The 13,252-nt window shown below is 61.6% G+C and carries 9 protein-coding genes; 7 read left to right on the top strand and 2 right to left on the bottom strand.

The window, feature by feature from the left end:
• Positions 1-16 precede the first annotated feature (16 nt).
• Positions 17-1,402, bottom strand: a complete 1,386-nt coding sequence (locus ACQRA4_RS02300) for a PFL family protein (RefSeq protein ID WP_427821467.1) — start codon at positions 1,400-1,402, stop codon at positions 17-19.
• Between the two features lie 162 nt (positions 1,403-1,564).
• Positions 1,565-2,128: a glycine cleavage system protein R gene (locus ACQRA4_RS02295; RefSeq protein ID WP_427821466.1), complete on the bottom strand. Its 564-nt coding sequence runs from the start codon at positions 2,126-2,128 to the stop codon at positions 1,565-1,567.
• A gap of 251 nt (positions 2,129-2,379) precedes the next feature.
• Here ACQRA4_RS02295 and lysS point away from each other — a divergent pair, with 251 nt between their 5' ends.
• The 7 genes from lysS (at position 2,380) to fabZ (ending at position 13,251) form a co-directional block, all read left to right on the top strand.
• A complete protein-coding gene (gene lysS, locus ACQRA4_RS02290) occupies positions 2,380-3,963 on the top strand; it encodes a lysine--tRNA ligase (RefSeq protein ID WP_427821465.1) in 1,584 nt (527 codons plus the stop codon).
• Positions 3,964-4,415: 452 nt separating this feature from the next.
• Positions 4,416-5,642: a lipoprotein-releasing ABC transporter permease subunit gene (locus tag ACQRA4_RS02285; protein ID WP_427821464.1), complete on the top strand. Its 1,227-nt coding sequence runs from the start codon at positions 4,416-4,418 to the stop codon at positions 5,640-5,642.
• Between the two features lie 2 nt (positions 5,643-5,644).
• On the top strand, positions 5,645-6,331 hold the full coding sequence (locus tag ACQRA4_RS02280; RefSeq protein ID WP_427821463.1) for an ABC transporter ATP-binding protein: 687 nt from the start codon (positions 5,645-5,647) through the stop codon (positions 6,329-6,331).
• Entirely contained in the window at positions 6,312-9,080 is a 2,769-nt protein-coding gene (bamA, locus tag ACQRA4_RS02275; RefSeq protein ID WP_427821462.1) for an outer membrane protein assembly factor BamA, read from the top strand. Before ACQRA4_RS02280 ends, bamA begins: the two co-directional genes overlap by 20 nt.
• 452 nt (positions 9,081-9,532) lie before the next feature.
• Positions 9,533-11,938 (top strand): N-acetylmuramoyl-L-alanine amidase, encoded by a 2,406-nt coding sequence (locus ACQRA4_RS02270; protein WP_427821461.1) that lies wholly within the window; start codon positions 9,533-9,535, stop codon positions 11,936-11,938.
• Positions 11,939-12,136: 198 nt separating this feature from the next.
• Positions 12,137-12,685 (top strand): OmpH family outer membrane protein, encoded by a 549-nt coding sequence (locus ACQRA4_RS02265; protein ID WP_427821460.1) that lies wholly within the window; start codon positions 12,137-12,139, stop codon positions 12,683-12,685.
• 98 nt (positions 12,686-12,783) lie between these two features.
• Positions 12,784-13,251 carry a 3-hydroxyacyl-ACP dehydratase FabZ gene (gene fabZ / locus ACQRA4_RS02260; RefSeq protein ID WP_427821459.1) on the top strand — a complete coding sequence of 156 codons (468 nt, stop codon included), beginning with the start codon at positions 12,784-12,786 and terminating at the stop codon, positions 13,249-13,251.
• The last annotated feature ends 1 nt before the right edge of the window (position 13,252 follow it).

Below are 13,252 nucleotides of genomic sequence, written 5' to 3'. Positions count from 1 at the left end.
GACGCAAGGCTTTTTTTCAGTTTTTCAGGCTGTGGATGGGCGCGGGTATCCGCCCGCCCAGACCGATAAAAGCCGAAGCGTCGCCCTGGGGCACCGGAATGATGGCGGCCTTGCCCAGCAGGCCGCCGAAAGAGACCTCATCGCCCACGCCCTTGCCGGGCACGGGAATCACGCGCACCGCAGTGGTCTTGTGGTTGATCACGCCGATGGCCATTTCATCGGCGATCAGGCCGGAAACTGTGGCCGCCGGGGTGTCGCCGGGAATGGCTATCATGTCCAGCCCCACGGAACAGACGCTGGTCATGGCCTCCAGCTTTTCAATGCTCAGACGGCCGGACATGGCGGCGGCCTCAATGCTGGAATCTTCAGACACGGGGATGAAGGCCCCGGAAAGACCGCCCACCGAGGAAGACGCGAAGGCCCCGCCCTTTTTCACCGCGTCGTTGAGCATGGCCAGCACGGCGGTGCTGCCGGGCGCGCCGATGCTGGAGAGGCCCAGACTCTGAAAAATCTCGCCCACAGAGTCGCCCACGGCCGGGGTGGGCGCCAGGGAAAGGTCGGCCACGCCAAAGGGAATGCCCAGCCGCCGGGCCACCTCTGAGCCGATGATTTCGCCCACGCGGGTCACCTTGTAGGCCGTGCGCTTGATGACCTCGGCCATGTCCAGAAGGGTCAGCCGCCCGCCCTGCTCGTTATGCCCGGCGGCCAGAGCCCGGTCAATGGCCTTCTTGACCACGCCGGGGCCGGAAACGCCCACATTGATGACCACATCCGGTTCGCCAACCCCCAGATACGCCCCGGCCATGAAAGGCACATCCTGCGGAATGTTGGCAAAAACCACCAGCTTGGCGCAGCCGATGCCGCCGCGTTCCGCTGTGGCCCGGGCTGTCTTGAGTATCTGCTCGCCCATCAGGGCCACAGCGTCCATATTGATGCCGCTGCGCGAAGAGGCCACATTGATGGAGGAACAGATGCGGTCGGTCTGGGCCAGCGCGTCGGGCAGGGCTTCGATAAGGGCGCGGTCGCCCCTGGCGAAGCCCTTTTCCACCAGGGCCGAGAAGCCGCCCAGAAAATCCACGCCGGCTTCCTTGGCGGCCTCGTCCAGGGCGCGACAGACGCGCACCATGCCGTCCGGGCCGAAAGGCGCGCCCACCACGGCTATGGGGCTGACGCTGATGCGCTTGTTGACTACCGGAATGCCGTACTTGTCGCCCACCTCATCGCAGACGACCACAAGCTGCGAGGCGTAGCGGCGCAGCTTGGCCCGCACATTGGCGATGAAAAGGTCCAGATCATGGCTCACGCAGTCAAACAGGCTCACGCCGAGTGTGACGGTGCGCACGTCCAGATGCTCATTGCGGAGCATGTTCAGGGTGCTGGTGACTTCGCGTTCTGAAAGCATGGCCTATCCTGTATGGCATGCGCGGGCTGCCGTCTCCGGCTATCGGCCCGGCCCGCCGCTGCAAAGATGAATTTTGCTCTCTGACGGGCAATTCCCGGTGTCTACTTGCAAAAGCAGACGCTACAAAAACCATAACGCATTTTTTAATAAAGGCGCTTCGCCCTAAAAGGAACTCACCCGGTGAACGGCCTCGAAAATATCGCGGTGCTGCACGCTCACGCGCAGGTGGCTGGAGTGCCCCTCACAGGCCAGTTCACGGCGCAGGCGGCCCAGGTCCACGCTTTCAGGCACCATGACTTCAAAAACAAAAAGCGCGTGATCCGCCCCCCCCTCGCCCAGAATGGCCTTGAGGCTTTCGATGTTCACCCCGTGGCGGGCGAACACCCGGCTCATGGCCGCGATAAGGCCCGGCTTGTCCGGGCCGTCGGCGGTGACCACAAAAGGGTCGCAGTTGAGCTCTTGCCCCCACTGCCCCTCAATGGCCGGGCGCACCAGAACGGAAAGATCAACCTGGGCTTCGGCCAGACCCGCGGCGAGCTGTTCGCGCAGTTTCCCGGCGCTGTGGCCCTCCGGCGCCTGAACCACGAAAATGGCCGCAAATTCGCCGGACAGGATGGTCTGGGTCACCTCCACGATATTGCAGCCCGTTTCGCCCAGAATGCGGCTCACCGAGGCCACCACGCCGGGGCAGTCCCGACCGAGAAAGGAGGCGGTGTATTTCTGCATGGCACAGTCCTCAAAAAAGCGCCGGCCGGCCCAAAAACTGCATAACCGGCGGAAAGCAACTGTATACACGCAAAAGCGGGCGCAATTCAAGCCCGTAAAGCGCGACCGGCGCGCCGCGCGCCATCCCGCCGCCGGGCAATCTTGACGCTCCCGCCGGAATGGGCTAGCATAAATTCCTTTCTTCAACGGGGCACGACGGCGCGGAGATGTTCCCGCAAGCCGCCAAGGCAGGGTCAGAGCGGGGGAATTCTGTGGAAAAACGGGAAAAGAGCAAGAAGCCTGTGGTCAAGCTGGGCACCAAGTCTTCGCATGCGGCGTATTTCATGCCCATGCTGGAAAGTTTCGCCGCGCGGGATGATCTCAACGAGGTCATCAAAAACCGGGTCAGCAAGGCGTGCGACATACTGGACGCGGGCGTGCCCCTTTTCCCCAATGATTTTCGCAAAGAACACGCCGTTTCATGGGTGCTGGAAAAATTCGGCGATCTGGAGGACGACGCCCTGGAAAAACAGGCGGACGTCTTTGCCCTTGCCGGGCGCATAGTCTCCCTGCGTTCTTTCGGCAAGGTGGCTTTTTTTCACCTCATGGATCAGAGCGGGCGCATTCAGTGCTACGCCTCGCGGGAGCATCTGGACGAGGCTGTCTACAAGATCGTCAAAAAGCTGGATGTGGGCGACATTGTCGGCGTTTCCGGCCATCTGTTCCGCACCAAGACCGGCGAACTGACCGTCGCCTGCCGCAGCCTCAAGCTGATCACCCGCTCCATGCGGCCCCTGCCCGAAAAGTATCACGGTCTCAAAGACATGGAGACGCGCTACCGCCAGCGCTATGTGGACCTCATCGTCACGCCGCGCGCGCGGGAGATTTTTGCCAAGCGCAGTCTGATTGTGCGCGAATTTCGCCGCTTCATGGAAAATCACGGCTTCATGGAGGTGGAAACCCCCATCATGCAGCCTCTGGCCGGCGGCGCCACGGCCAAGCCCTTCAGAACCCATCATAACGCCCTGGATCTGGACCTTTTTTTGCGCATCGCGCCCGAACTTTACCTCAAGCGGCTGCTGGTGGGCGGCTTTGAAAAGGTTTTTGAACTGAACCGCAGCTTCCGCAACGAGGGCATCGACACCCGCCACAATCCCGAATTCACCATGTGCGAGTTCTACTGGGCCTACGCCACCTTTGAAGATCTCATGAACTTCACGGAACGGCTTTTCGCCCACCTGGCCCTGGCTGCCTGCGGCTCCACGGTGGTGCCCTATCAGGGACAGGAAATCGACCTCACGCCCGGCCATTGGAAGCGCCTCAGCTTTTATGACTCCCTGACGGAAATAGGCGGGCATTTGCCAGATTTTTATAATGATTACAACAAAGTGCGCAACTATATCCGTGAACGCGGCGAAAAGGCCGCCGACAGCGAAAGCCTGCAAAAGCTTCAGGCCAAGCTGTTTGATCTGGATGTGGAAGGCAAGCTGATCCAGCCGCACTTCATTTACCATTACCCCACGGAAATTTCGCCCCTTTCCCGCCGCAACGACCAGCGACCGGAGATCACCGACCGCTTCGAGCTGTTCATCACAGGGCGCGAGCTGTCCAACGCCTTTTCCGAGCTCAACGATCCCGTGGATCAGCGCCTGCGCTTTGAAGAGCAGGTGCGCGAACGGGAGGCCGGCGACGACGAGGCGCACAGCATGGACGAAGACTACCTGCGCGCCCTGGAATACGGCATGCCCCCGGCCGCCGGCCAGGGCGTGGGCATTGACCGCCTGGTCATGCTGCTTACGGATTCGGCTTCCATCCGCGAGGTGATTCTCTTCCCCCTGCTGCGACCGGAGTTCTAGAGCCAGAGTCTATTACTGAGCTGTTGGTCAGGGGTGTTGCCGCTTGTGTTCCGCCGCAACCATCCGTCGAAAACGGCTTTTTTGGCGCTGGCCGCGTCACTGGACGATTTTTGTCGGTCAGGTGCAGCCGCGCAAAAAATTTCTGTTTTTTTGGATTCTTGTGGCGACAGCCCCGTCCTTGACTCCGCTTGGGGCGGCGAGCGGAAAAATATCCCTTTACCGACAAGCAAAACCCATAACGTCCTTTTTAATGAGGTTTGAGCCTAAGCGGATTGCCGTTGCTTTTCGCAACGCCGAAGCCGAACAACGCCTTCCTTTCACCATGCGGCAACGCGCATGAAGCGCGCGCCTTTGCGGGCCAATCCGCAATGGAGCGCCTTGCCCATTTGCCATGGCGAAAGTATCTAAAAAAAGTCTTGAATCTCAGGTCAAGCTGGGCCAGAATGCCGCAAATGTCTTTTGAACTCTTTGTGGCCCTGCGCTACCTTTTTTCGCGGCGCAAGCAGACTTTTATCTATGTCATATCCCTGATGTCCATTCTGGGGGTAGCCATTGGCGTGGGCGCCCTGGTGGTGGTGCTGGGCGTTTACAACGGCCTGACCACCGACATGCGCGACAAGATTCTGGGCGCCAATGCCCACGGCATCGTCATGTCGTATGTGCCCTCGGCCTTTGAGCACAACCCGGAGCTTGCGCGACGGATTCGCGCGGTGGAGGGCGTCACCGGCGCAACCCCCTTCATTTATACGGAAGTGATGCTTTCCGCGGGCGGCGGGGTCAAGGGCGTGGTGCTGCGCGGCATTGACCCGGCCAGCGCGCCCGATGTGCTCTCCCTCCTGCACCAGATGCGCTCCGGCTCGGTTCAGGCCCTGCAAAAGGAGGGCGCGCCGGGCATCATCATCGGCGAAGAGCTGGCCCGCCGCCTGGGCCTTGTCGCGGGCAGCCGGGTCAACCTGCTCTCGCCATCGGGGCAGAAAGGCGCATCGGGCTATTCCCCCCGCATCCGTCCTTTCGAGGTGGTCGGCGTATTCAAAACCGGCATGTTTGAGTACGATTCGTCCCTGGCCTTCGTCACCCTGGCGGCCGCGCGCGATGTGCTGGGCCTGCCCGCGGGCTTCCTGTCCGGCATTGAAATCACGGTCAGGGATGTTTTCAAGGCTGACGAGGTTGCCGCGCGCCTGGCCGTCGAATTGTCTTCGCCCTTTTATGTGCGCACCTGGATGGAGATGAACGCCAACCTGTTCGCGGCCCTCAAGCTGGAGAAGGTGGGCATGTTCATTCTTCTGACCATGGTGGTGCTGATCGGCTCCTTCTCCATTGTCGCCACCCTGGTCATGCTGGTCATGGAAAAAACGCGCGACATCGCCATCATGATGTCCATGGGGGCCACGCGCGGCATGATTCGCCGCATTTTCATGCTGCAGGGCGCCATCATCGGCGTCATCGGCACACTGCTGGGTTACGCCTTCGGCCTGGGCCTGGGCTGGCTGCTCAAACGCTACCAGTTCATCAAGCTGCCGGAAAACGTCTACACCCTTGACCACCTGCCCATCATCATCACAGTTTCCGATGTGCTCATCATTGGGGCCAGCGCCATGCTGCTCTGTTTTCTGGCCACTCTTTATCCGGCGCGCCAGGCCGCCCGCCTGGAACCGGCCGAAGCTCTGCGCTACGAATAATTATGTCCGAACTCTATAAATTTTCTGACGTGGGAAAAAGATTTTCCGGGCCTGGAGAAAATCTCGAAATTTTTAAGAATATCAACCTGATCGTGAAAGAGGGAGAAGCCCTGGCCATTGTGGGGGCTTCCGGTTCAGGCAAGTCCACCCTCTTGCATCTTATGGGTGCTCTTGATACTCCAAGCACTGGCGTTGTGGCCTTTGACGGCCGGGATATGGCGCTGATGAGCCCGGATCAGAAAGCCGCTTTCCGCAATCAAACCCTGGGCTTCGTTTTTCAGTTCCACCACCTTTTGCCGGAATTTTCGGCGCTGGAAAACGTGGCAATGCCGGCCGTCATCGGCGGCGCGCGCCGCGCCGCCGTGCTGCCCGAGGCCCGCGCCATGCTGAAACGGGTCGGTCTGGCCGACCGCGCGGACAGCAAAATAGCCACCCTGTCCGGCGGCGAGCGCCAGCGGGTGGCCATAGCCCGCGCGGTTCTGCTGCGGCCGCGCGTTCTTCTGGCCGATGAACCTACCGGCAATCTGGATGAAGCCACCGGCGCACAGGTGGGGGAAATGCTGAATGAACTCAACCGCGAGCTGGGCATGACCCTGGTGGTGGTGACGCATAATTCGGACTTGGCCGCCAGAATGGACCGCGGCCTGGAACTTAGAGCGGGGGCTCTGTATGAGAAGTCTTTTGCATAATATGCTGCTCAGGGCCGTGTGCCTTGTGGTCCTGGCCTGCGCCGCCCAGGCGCTGCCCGCCCAGAACGCCGCGGCGGCCGGGGCCGGGCAACCGCTGGTGCTGGTTCTGCCCTTTCAGGTCAATGCCGGGCCGGACATGCCCAACGCCTCCCGCGATGTGCCGCAGCTCATTGTCAGCCAGTTGGAACAAAGCGGCCTCAGGGCCGTGCCCATGAGCCGGGCCCGCGCCCTGTTTGAGCGCAGCGGCAACAATGCCATAGACTTGGCCGCGGCCCGCCGTCTGGGGCGTCAGGCCGGCGCCAGGCTGGTCATCTACGGCAGCTTCAATCAGCTGGGCGACGGCTTCAACATGGACACCCGCCTGGTGCCCGTGGAAAACGGCGAAGCCGTGCCCGCCGGTTTTGAGCGCGCCTCTCTGGTGGCGCTGAGCGAGTGCGCCGCGGCCGTGGCCGGGCGCGCCTCGGCCATGCTGGGTTCCGCAGCGCAGGCCCCCGCCCCGCAGGCCGACAACGGACCCGGCTTTGTGCCCATGCACTCTCCGGCCGCCGCCGGCGGTCTGACTGACGTGCAGGTGCGCGGCATGAAAATCATGGACCCGGACACCGTGCTCATGCGCCTGACTATCCACAAGGGCGACAAGCCCGACGCCAACGCCATTAACGAGGAAGTCAAGCGCATCTGGGATATGGGCTATTTCAGCGACGTTCAGGCATCTCTCGAGGGCGGAGTTCTGGTCTTCACCGTGGCGGAAAAACCGCGCATCGACAATATTCTGGTGGAAGGCTCCAAAGACATCGACCAGGAAGACGTGCTGGCCGCCATGGGCACCAAGTCCGGCAGCGTGCTCAACGAGCAGATGCTTTCCGACGACCTGCAGAAGGTCACCGAGCTTTACCGCAAGGAAGGCTACTACCTGGCCAAGGTCAATTACCGCCTGGAAGACCGCCAGGGCGGCCGGGGCGCGGTGCTGATCATTTCCGTGGACGAGGGCAACAAGCTCTACATCAAGGAAGTGAAGATAGACGGCCTCAAGGAGCTGAGCCAGGGCGACATGGACAAGTACATGGCGCTCAAGCCCCGCAACATTTTCTCATGGTTCACGGGCAGCGGCGTGCTCAAGGACGAATATCTGGAGCGCGACACCAACGCCATCGCCGCCTTCGGCCTGAACGAAGGCTTTGTGGATATACAGGTTTCCGCGCCGCAGGTGGACTACAAGCCGGACGGCATCTACATCACCTTCACCGTGCATGAGGGGCCGCGCTATAGCGTGCGCGACGTAAAATTCGCCGGCGACGTCATCGACAGCGAAGAAAACATGCTTCAGGTCGTGCAGATGGACGACTGGAAGAAGTCCAACCAGTACTTTTCCCTGACGGTCATGCAGGAAGACTCCAAACGCATGACGGATTTTTATGCCGACTACGGCTACGCCTTTGCCGAGGTGGACACCAAGCTGATGAAGGCCGACGACGGCAGCGCCCAGGTGGACGTGGGCTACCTGATCAACAAAAAGCAGAAGGTCTTCATCCGCCGTCTCACGGTGGAAGGCAACGTCAAAACCCGCGACAACGTCATCCTGCGTGAAATGCGCCTGGGCGACGGCGACATGTACGAGGGCGCAAAGCTGCGCCGTTCCAGCGAGCGCCTGAACCGCCTGCGCTACTTCTCCGCCCTGGATACGGAACTGATCCCCACCGGCAACGAAGACGAGGTGGATCTCAAGGTCAAGGTGAAGGAGGCCAACACCGGCGCCATCATGGGCGGCATCGGCTACTCCACCTACTATGACGTGGGCGTCACGGCCTCCATCATGGAGCGCAACCTCTTTGGCCGGGGGTACTGGCTCCAGTTGCAGGGCTTTTTCTCCTGGCGGCGCACCACCGGCATGCTGTCGTTCACCAACCCCCGCGTTTACGACACAGACCTGTCCGTAGGCAACGATCTTTACTACACCCATGACTATTGGGACGACTTTACCAAAGACACCATCGGCGACACCATCCGCGCCTCCTATCCCATCGGCGAATACACCTCCGCTGGTCTGGCCTACCGCCTGGAGCGCTATGAACTTTATGACGTGGAGCACAACGCCTCGCCCTATATCAGCGACTACAAGGGCGTAAACTGGACCAGCGCCGTCTCGGGCCGCATCCTGCGCGACACCACCGACGCCAAAGACCGCCCCACCAAGGGCACCATTACCCGCCTCTGGGCGGAATACGGCGGCGGCGGCCTGGGCGGCACGGACAACTTCATCAAGGCCGTGGCCGACTGGCAGGCATTCTGGTCAGTCAACCCCCAGAATACCTTCCATGTGCGCACCCGTCTGGGCGGCGTCTTTCAGAACACCGATGACCCCGTGCCGGTATTTGAACGTTTCTGGCTGGGCGGCATGGATACCATCCGGGGCTATTCCTACTCCGACCTTTCCCCCCGCGATTACAAGTACGCCGGCGAACAGATCGGCGGCGACCGCATGGGCGTGCTCAACGTGGAATACATCTGGACTTTCCAGAAAGACATGGGCCTGGCCCTGGTGCCCTTCTTTGACGGCGGCTTCAACATTGACAGTAAAACCATGGGCAACGATCTGGATAAATACCTGGTGGCATCCGCGGGTCTGGAACTGCGCTGGCGTTCGCCCATGGGCGATCTGCGCATCGCCTACGGCGTCCCCCTGGTGCAGGACTACGACAAGGAAATGGAATCCGGAAGGCTGGAATTCAGCATGGGCCAGTTCTTTTAGGGTATTTTGCAAGTCAGGACGCTCTGGAACCGGCGGCTGACAACGCCGTTGAACCCTGAAGCGCCGGGCGTGAGTTCTGCTGAACAACGACCGGCGCTTTTGCTTTGCCGGCCGGCAAATCTTCTGCGCGCCGCGCGCCAGTTTCCCACGCTCGCTTCAGGCCGTTTTTGACGATAATTATGGCGGAACACAAGCAGCTCCCCTGACCTACAGCCCATTGAGAGGGCCTGAGTCTGAAAAGCCCGCAACCGGCTCCCCAATTTCGAGAAGGATTTTTATGGCATGAAATCTGCAAAAAGCCTCGCAGCCGGGAGCCCGGCATGTTTTGCCCATGCCGCGGCGTTTCTCGCCCCTTAAGAGTCGCGCCGGACAGCCGATAGCACATATATGCCGGTTGAACTGGCGTCAGCAAACCGACTGAAGCGGGCCGGAATATTGAACAGGACAACACCGTGGCCGGAAAAAACAAACGACAGAAACAAACGGACAAAGCCGTTCTCAGGCGTCTCGCGCCGCCGCTGGCTTTTTTGCTGGCGCTCTGCCTGCTGATCATCTGCTGCTATGACGCGGGCTACAGCGCCCTGCCGCCCACGGAAAAACGCTACGCCGCCGCCAAGGCGGACATCACCAGCCTCAAGCTGGACGATAAAAAAGGCCATCTGCGTGAACCCTGGGAAAAACTGGCCACGGAATTTCGGGCCATTTACGACACGGATCCGGCCTGGCCCAACCGTCCGGCGGCCCTGTTTCGCGCCGCCGAAAGCCTGGAGGAACTTGCAAGGCGTTCCTTTGCCAAAAGCGACGCCCGCAAGGCCATAGAATGTTATGAATCGCTGGCCTTGCGCCATGCGGACAGCCGTCTGGCCGACGACGCCCTGTTCCGGGCGGCAAGAATGCGCGCGGCCTGGCTCAAGGATGACAAGGGCGCGCTGGCCCTGCTGGCGCGCATCAAGAGCCAGTACGCCAAAGGCGATATGCTGCCTGAAGCCCTCGCGCTGGAAAAGGCGCTCAAGGCTTCGGCCAGCGGCCGCACCGCGCCGGAGGCCCGCCAGGTGGCGGCGGCGGACAGAAAAGAGGCAGTGGAGGATCAACCCCCGGCCCCAGCCGCCTTGACGGCGTCCGCCGCGCGCGATGGTCGCGCTTCATCCCCTTCAGCGCCGGAAGCCAGGCTGCTGCCCCGCTATCGCGCGGCCAAGGCCCGCATGGACGCCCTCAGGGCCGACAAGGTCAAATCCTGCTGGCGACAGCCGTGGGAGGAGCTGCAGACGGAATTTCAGCGGATTTATGAATGCCGCAAAAGCTGGGCTGTGGCCCCCGGCGCGCTGTTCCGCTCCGCCGCGTGTCAGGAGGCCCTGGCCGACTGTTCCCATCTGGCGGATGATTACCGGCGCGCCCTGAAGCTTTATTTGACGCTGCCCCGGGAATTTCCCCAGAGCGCCCTGGCCGACGACGCCCTGTTGCGCGCGGCCCGCATTCAGGCGGAGCATCTGGGCAAGGCGGCTGAAGGCTTGGCTTTGCTGGACGAAATTGCCGCCAGCCATCCGCGCGGCGACATGGCCGTCGAGGCGCGCGCCCTGCGGGCGCGGTGGAGCGGCGAACAGGCGGGCAAAAACGCGACCGCGCCGGGCGGCGGGCAGACGCGAGCGGCCTCCACGCTGATCCGCCTGGAAAAGCCGGAACTTCAGGTGCTCTCCTGGGACTCCCTGAACAAGAACAGCGTGGAAATCGTACTGGAAATGAGCGGCCCGGCCCGCTACTCCACCCGTCTGGTCAAAGCGCAGAAGGGGGCTCCCGCCCGCCTGTATCTTGACCTGGAAGACGCCGCCGTGGTCAGTGACGTGCGCAAGGGCGTCACAGTGCGCGGCAGCCTTCTGCAGGCCGTGCGCGTGCGCGACCGCAAGGAAGGCGGGGCCTGCCTGCAATTCGATTTTCGGGAAGTGCGGCGTTTCGACGCCCGCACCGAGGACGATCCCTGCCGCATCATCCTCAGCGTGGCTGCCGGCAAGGCGTCGCTTCCGCGCAAGGGCGGGGCCGCGGCGGCTTTCGCCGCCACCGGAGGGGACGACGACGCGTCTCCCCGCGCCGGCAAGGCCGCCATCAAAAGCCGTCAGGTCAGCAATATGGCCAGCCAGCTCGGTCTGACCGTCCATACGGTATTCATTGACGCCGGCCACGGCGGCCGGGATCCGGGCGCCACTCACAACGGCATACTGGAACGCCTGATCACCCTGGATGTGGCCATGCGACTGGGCCGCCTTCTGGAGGCCAACGGCCTGGAGGTCGTTTACAGCCGCACGCGCGACATTGCCGTTTCTCTGAGCGAACGCACCCGCAAGGCCAACGCGGCGCGCGCCGATCTTTTTGTCTCGGTGCATGTCAACGCCAGTGAAGACCAGCGGGTCAGCGGTCTGGAAACCTATTATCTGGATCTGGCCAGCAATCCGCAGGCGGCGCGCGTGGCCGCTCTGGAAAATGCCGGCAGTGACCGCCGCCTTGGCGACATGCAGAACATGCTGGCCGATGTCATGCTCAACGCCCGCGTGGAGGAGTCGCGCCGTCTGGCTGCGGATATTCAGCGCCTCTCCATATTCCGCCTGAAGCGACGCGAGTTCGCGGCCAGAAACAACGGCGTCAAGGCCGCGCCCTTCCATGTGCTGCTCGGAGCGCAGATGCCCGCGGTGCTGGTGGAGCTTGGCTACTGCACCAATCAGGCCGAAGCGCGCAACCTGAACAACCCCAAATACCGTCACGCCCTGGCCGAAGGTCTGGCTGAGGGCATCCTGGCCTATAAAGATCGCCTTCTCAAACGCCAAACCGCGCAGAATTTCTTGACGCCCACCGGCCCCGGTGCTATGTGAAGTCGGGTATTTCACTGTTGCGCCGCGCCTTTTGCAATGCCGCGCGCAACAAGCGGACCGGGCTTTTTTGCGCCGCTTTCACAGCGGCGACGTTCCTGTCCGGAGCTTTTTTTGCAGACGAGCTTCTTACGGCGCGTGGATCATACCTGTTCCGCAAAGGCGACATAAATTTCAGCAAGTTGGGGAAGGAGAACTTTCATGCGTAATGTTGTGTTGATGGCCCTTGCGGCATGCCTTTTGATGGTCGGCGCAGCTTTCGCCGCCGATGAAAATGCCGCGCCCGCCGTCAAAATCGGCGTGGTTGACATGCAGACCGTGGCGACCCAGAGCGAACCCGCCCAGGCCGCCAAAAAGCAAATGGAATCCAAATACGGCAAGGAGCGCCAGAGCCTGGAAAAACAGGGGGAGGCGCTGAAGAAAAAGGCCGAAGACCTGAAGAACCCCAAGGCCAGCGAGGAAAAGAAACTGGCCTTCATCCGCTCCAAGCAGGAACTGGATCAAAAAACCCGCAATTTTCTGCGCAAGGTGGAGCAGGACGAAGTCAAGCTGCGTCAGGATATGGTGACGCTGGTGTTCAGCGCCACCTATGAAGTGGCCCGCGCCAAGGGCTTCAACTTTGTGGTGGACGTGACGGCCGGCGGCGTACTGTACGCTGATCAGTCCATGGATCTGACCCAGGACGTGCTGGCCGAAGTGAACAAGCTGTACAAGGCCGGCGGTGTCAAGAAAGACGAAAAGAAAAAGTAAAGGCCGGTTTTTCGCCCACGCAAAAAGCCTCTCGACCCTGGACGGGGCGGGGGGTTTTTTTCTACCCTTTCACGGGCGCCGCGCGCCAGGGAGAAGATATGCAGAATACCCCAGCCCAAAGCATACAGATGGACATCCAGCGCATTTTGAGCATTCTGCCCCACCGCTATCCCTTTCTGCTGGTGGATCGGGTGGTGGAATGCGTGCCGGGATCGCATATCAGGGCCTATAAAAACGTCAGCGTCAACGAGCCTTTTTTCCAGGGGCACTTTCCCGGCGCGCCCATCATGCCCGGCGTGCTGATTCTGGAGGCCCTGGCCCAGACCGGCGGCCTGCTGGCCGCGGCGGGCATGGGCGACCTCACGGACAAGCTCTTCCTCTTCACCGGCCTGGATGGCGTAAAGTTTCGCCGTCAGGTGGTTCCCGGCGACCGGCTGGATCTGGAATGCTCTGATATGCGCATGAAGCTCAAACTCTGCAAGATGGAAGCCCGCGCCTTCGTGGACGGCAAACTGGCCGCCGAGGCCCAGATCACCGCGGCCATCGGCGACAGACCCGGAGCCTGAC

This window comes from Desulfovibrio sp. SGI.169 (assembly GCF_050313595.1).
GTDB lineage: Bacteria > Desulfobacterota > Desulfovibrionia > Desulfovibrionales > Desulfovibrionaceae > Desulfovibrio.
Note: the sequence above shows the minus strand (reverse complement) of the source record. Positions and strands in the feature narration are given on the sequence as shown.

Coding starts and splice junctions, on each gene's coding strand:
- ACQRA4_RS02300 (WP_427821467.1), bottom strand. CDS start 1,402: ATGCTTTCAGAACGCGAAGTCACCAGCACCCTGAACATGCTCCGCAAT.
- ACQRA4_RS02295 (WP_427821466.1), bottom strand. CDS start 2,128: ATGCAGAAATACACCGCCTCCTTTCTCGGTCGGGACTGCCCCGGCGTG.
- ACQRA4_RS02285 (WP_427821464.1), top strand. CDS start 4,416: ATGTCTTTTGAACTCTTTGTGGCCCTGCGCTACCTTTTTTCGCGGCGC.
- ACQRA4_RS02280 (WP_427821463.1), top strand. CDS start 5,645: ATGTCCGAACTCTATAAATTTTCTGACGTGGGAAAAAGATTTTCCGGG.
- bamA (WP_427821462.1), top strand. CDS start 6,312: ATGAGAAGTCTTTTGCATAATATGCTGCTCAGGGCCGTGTGCCTTGTG.
- ACQRA4_RS02265 (WP_427821460.1), top strand. CDS start 12,137: ATGCGTAATGTTGTGTTGATGGCCCTTGCGGCATGCCTTTTGATGGTC.
- fabZ (WP_427821459.1), top strand. CDS start 12,784: ATGCAGAATACCCCAGCCCAAAGCATACAGATGGACATCCAGCGCATT.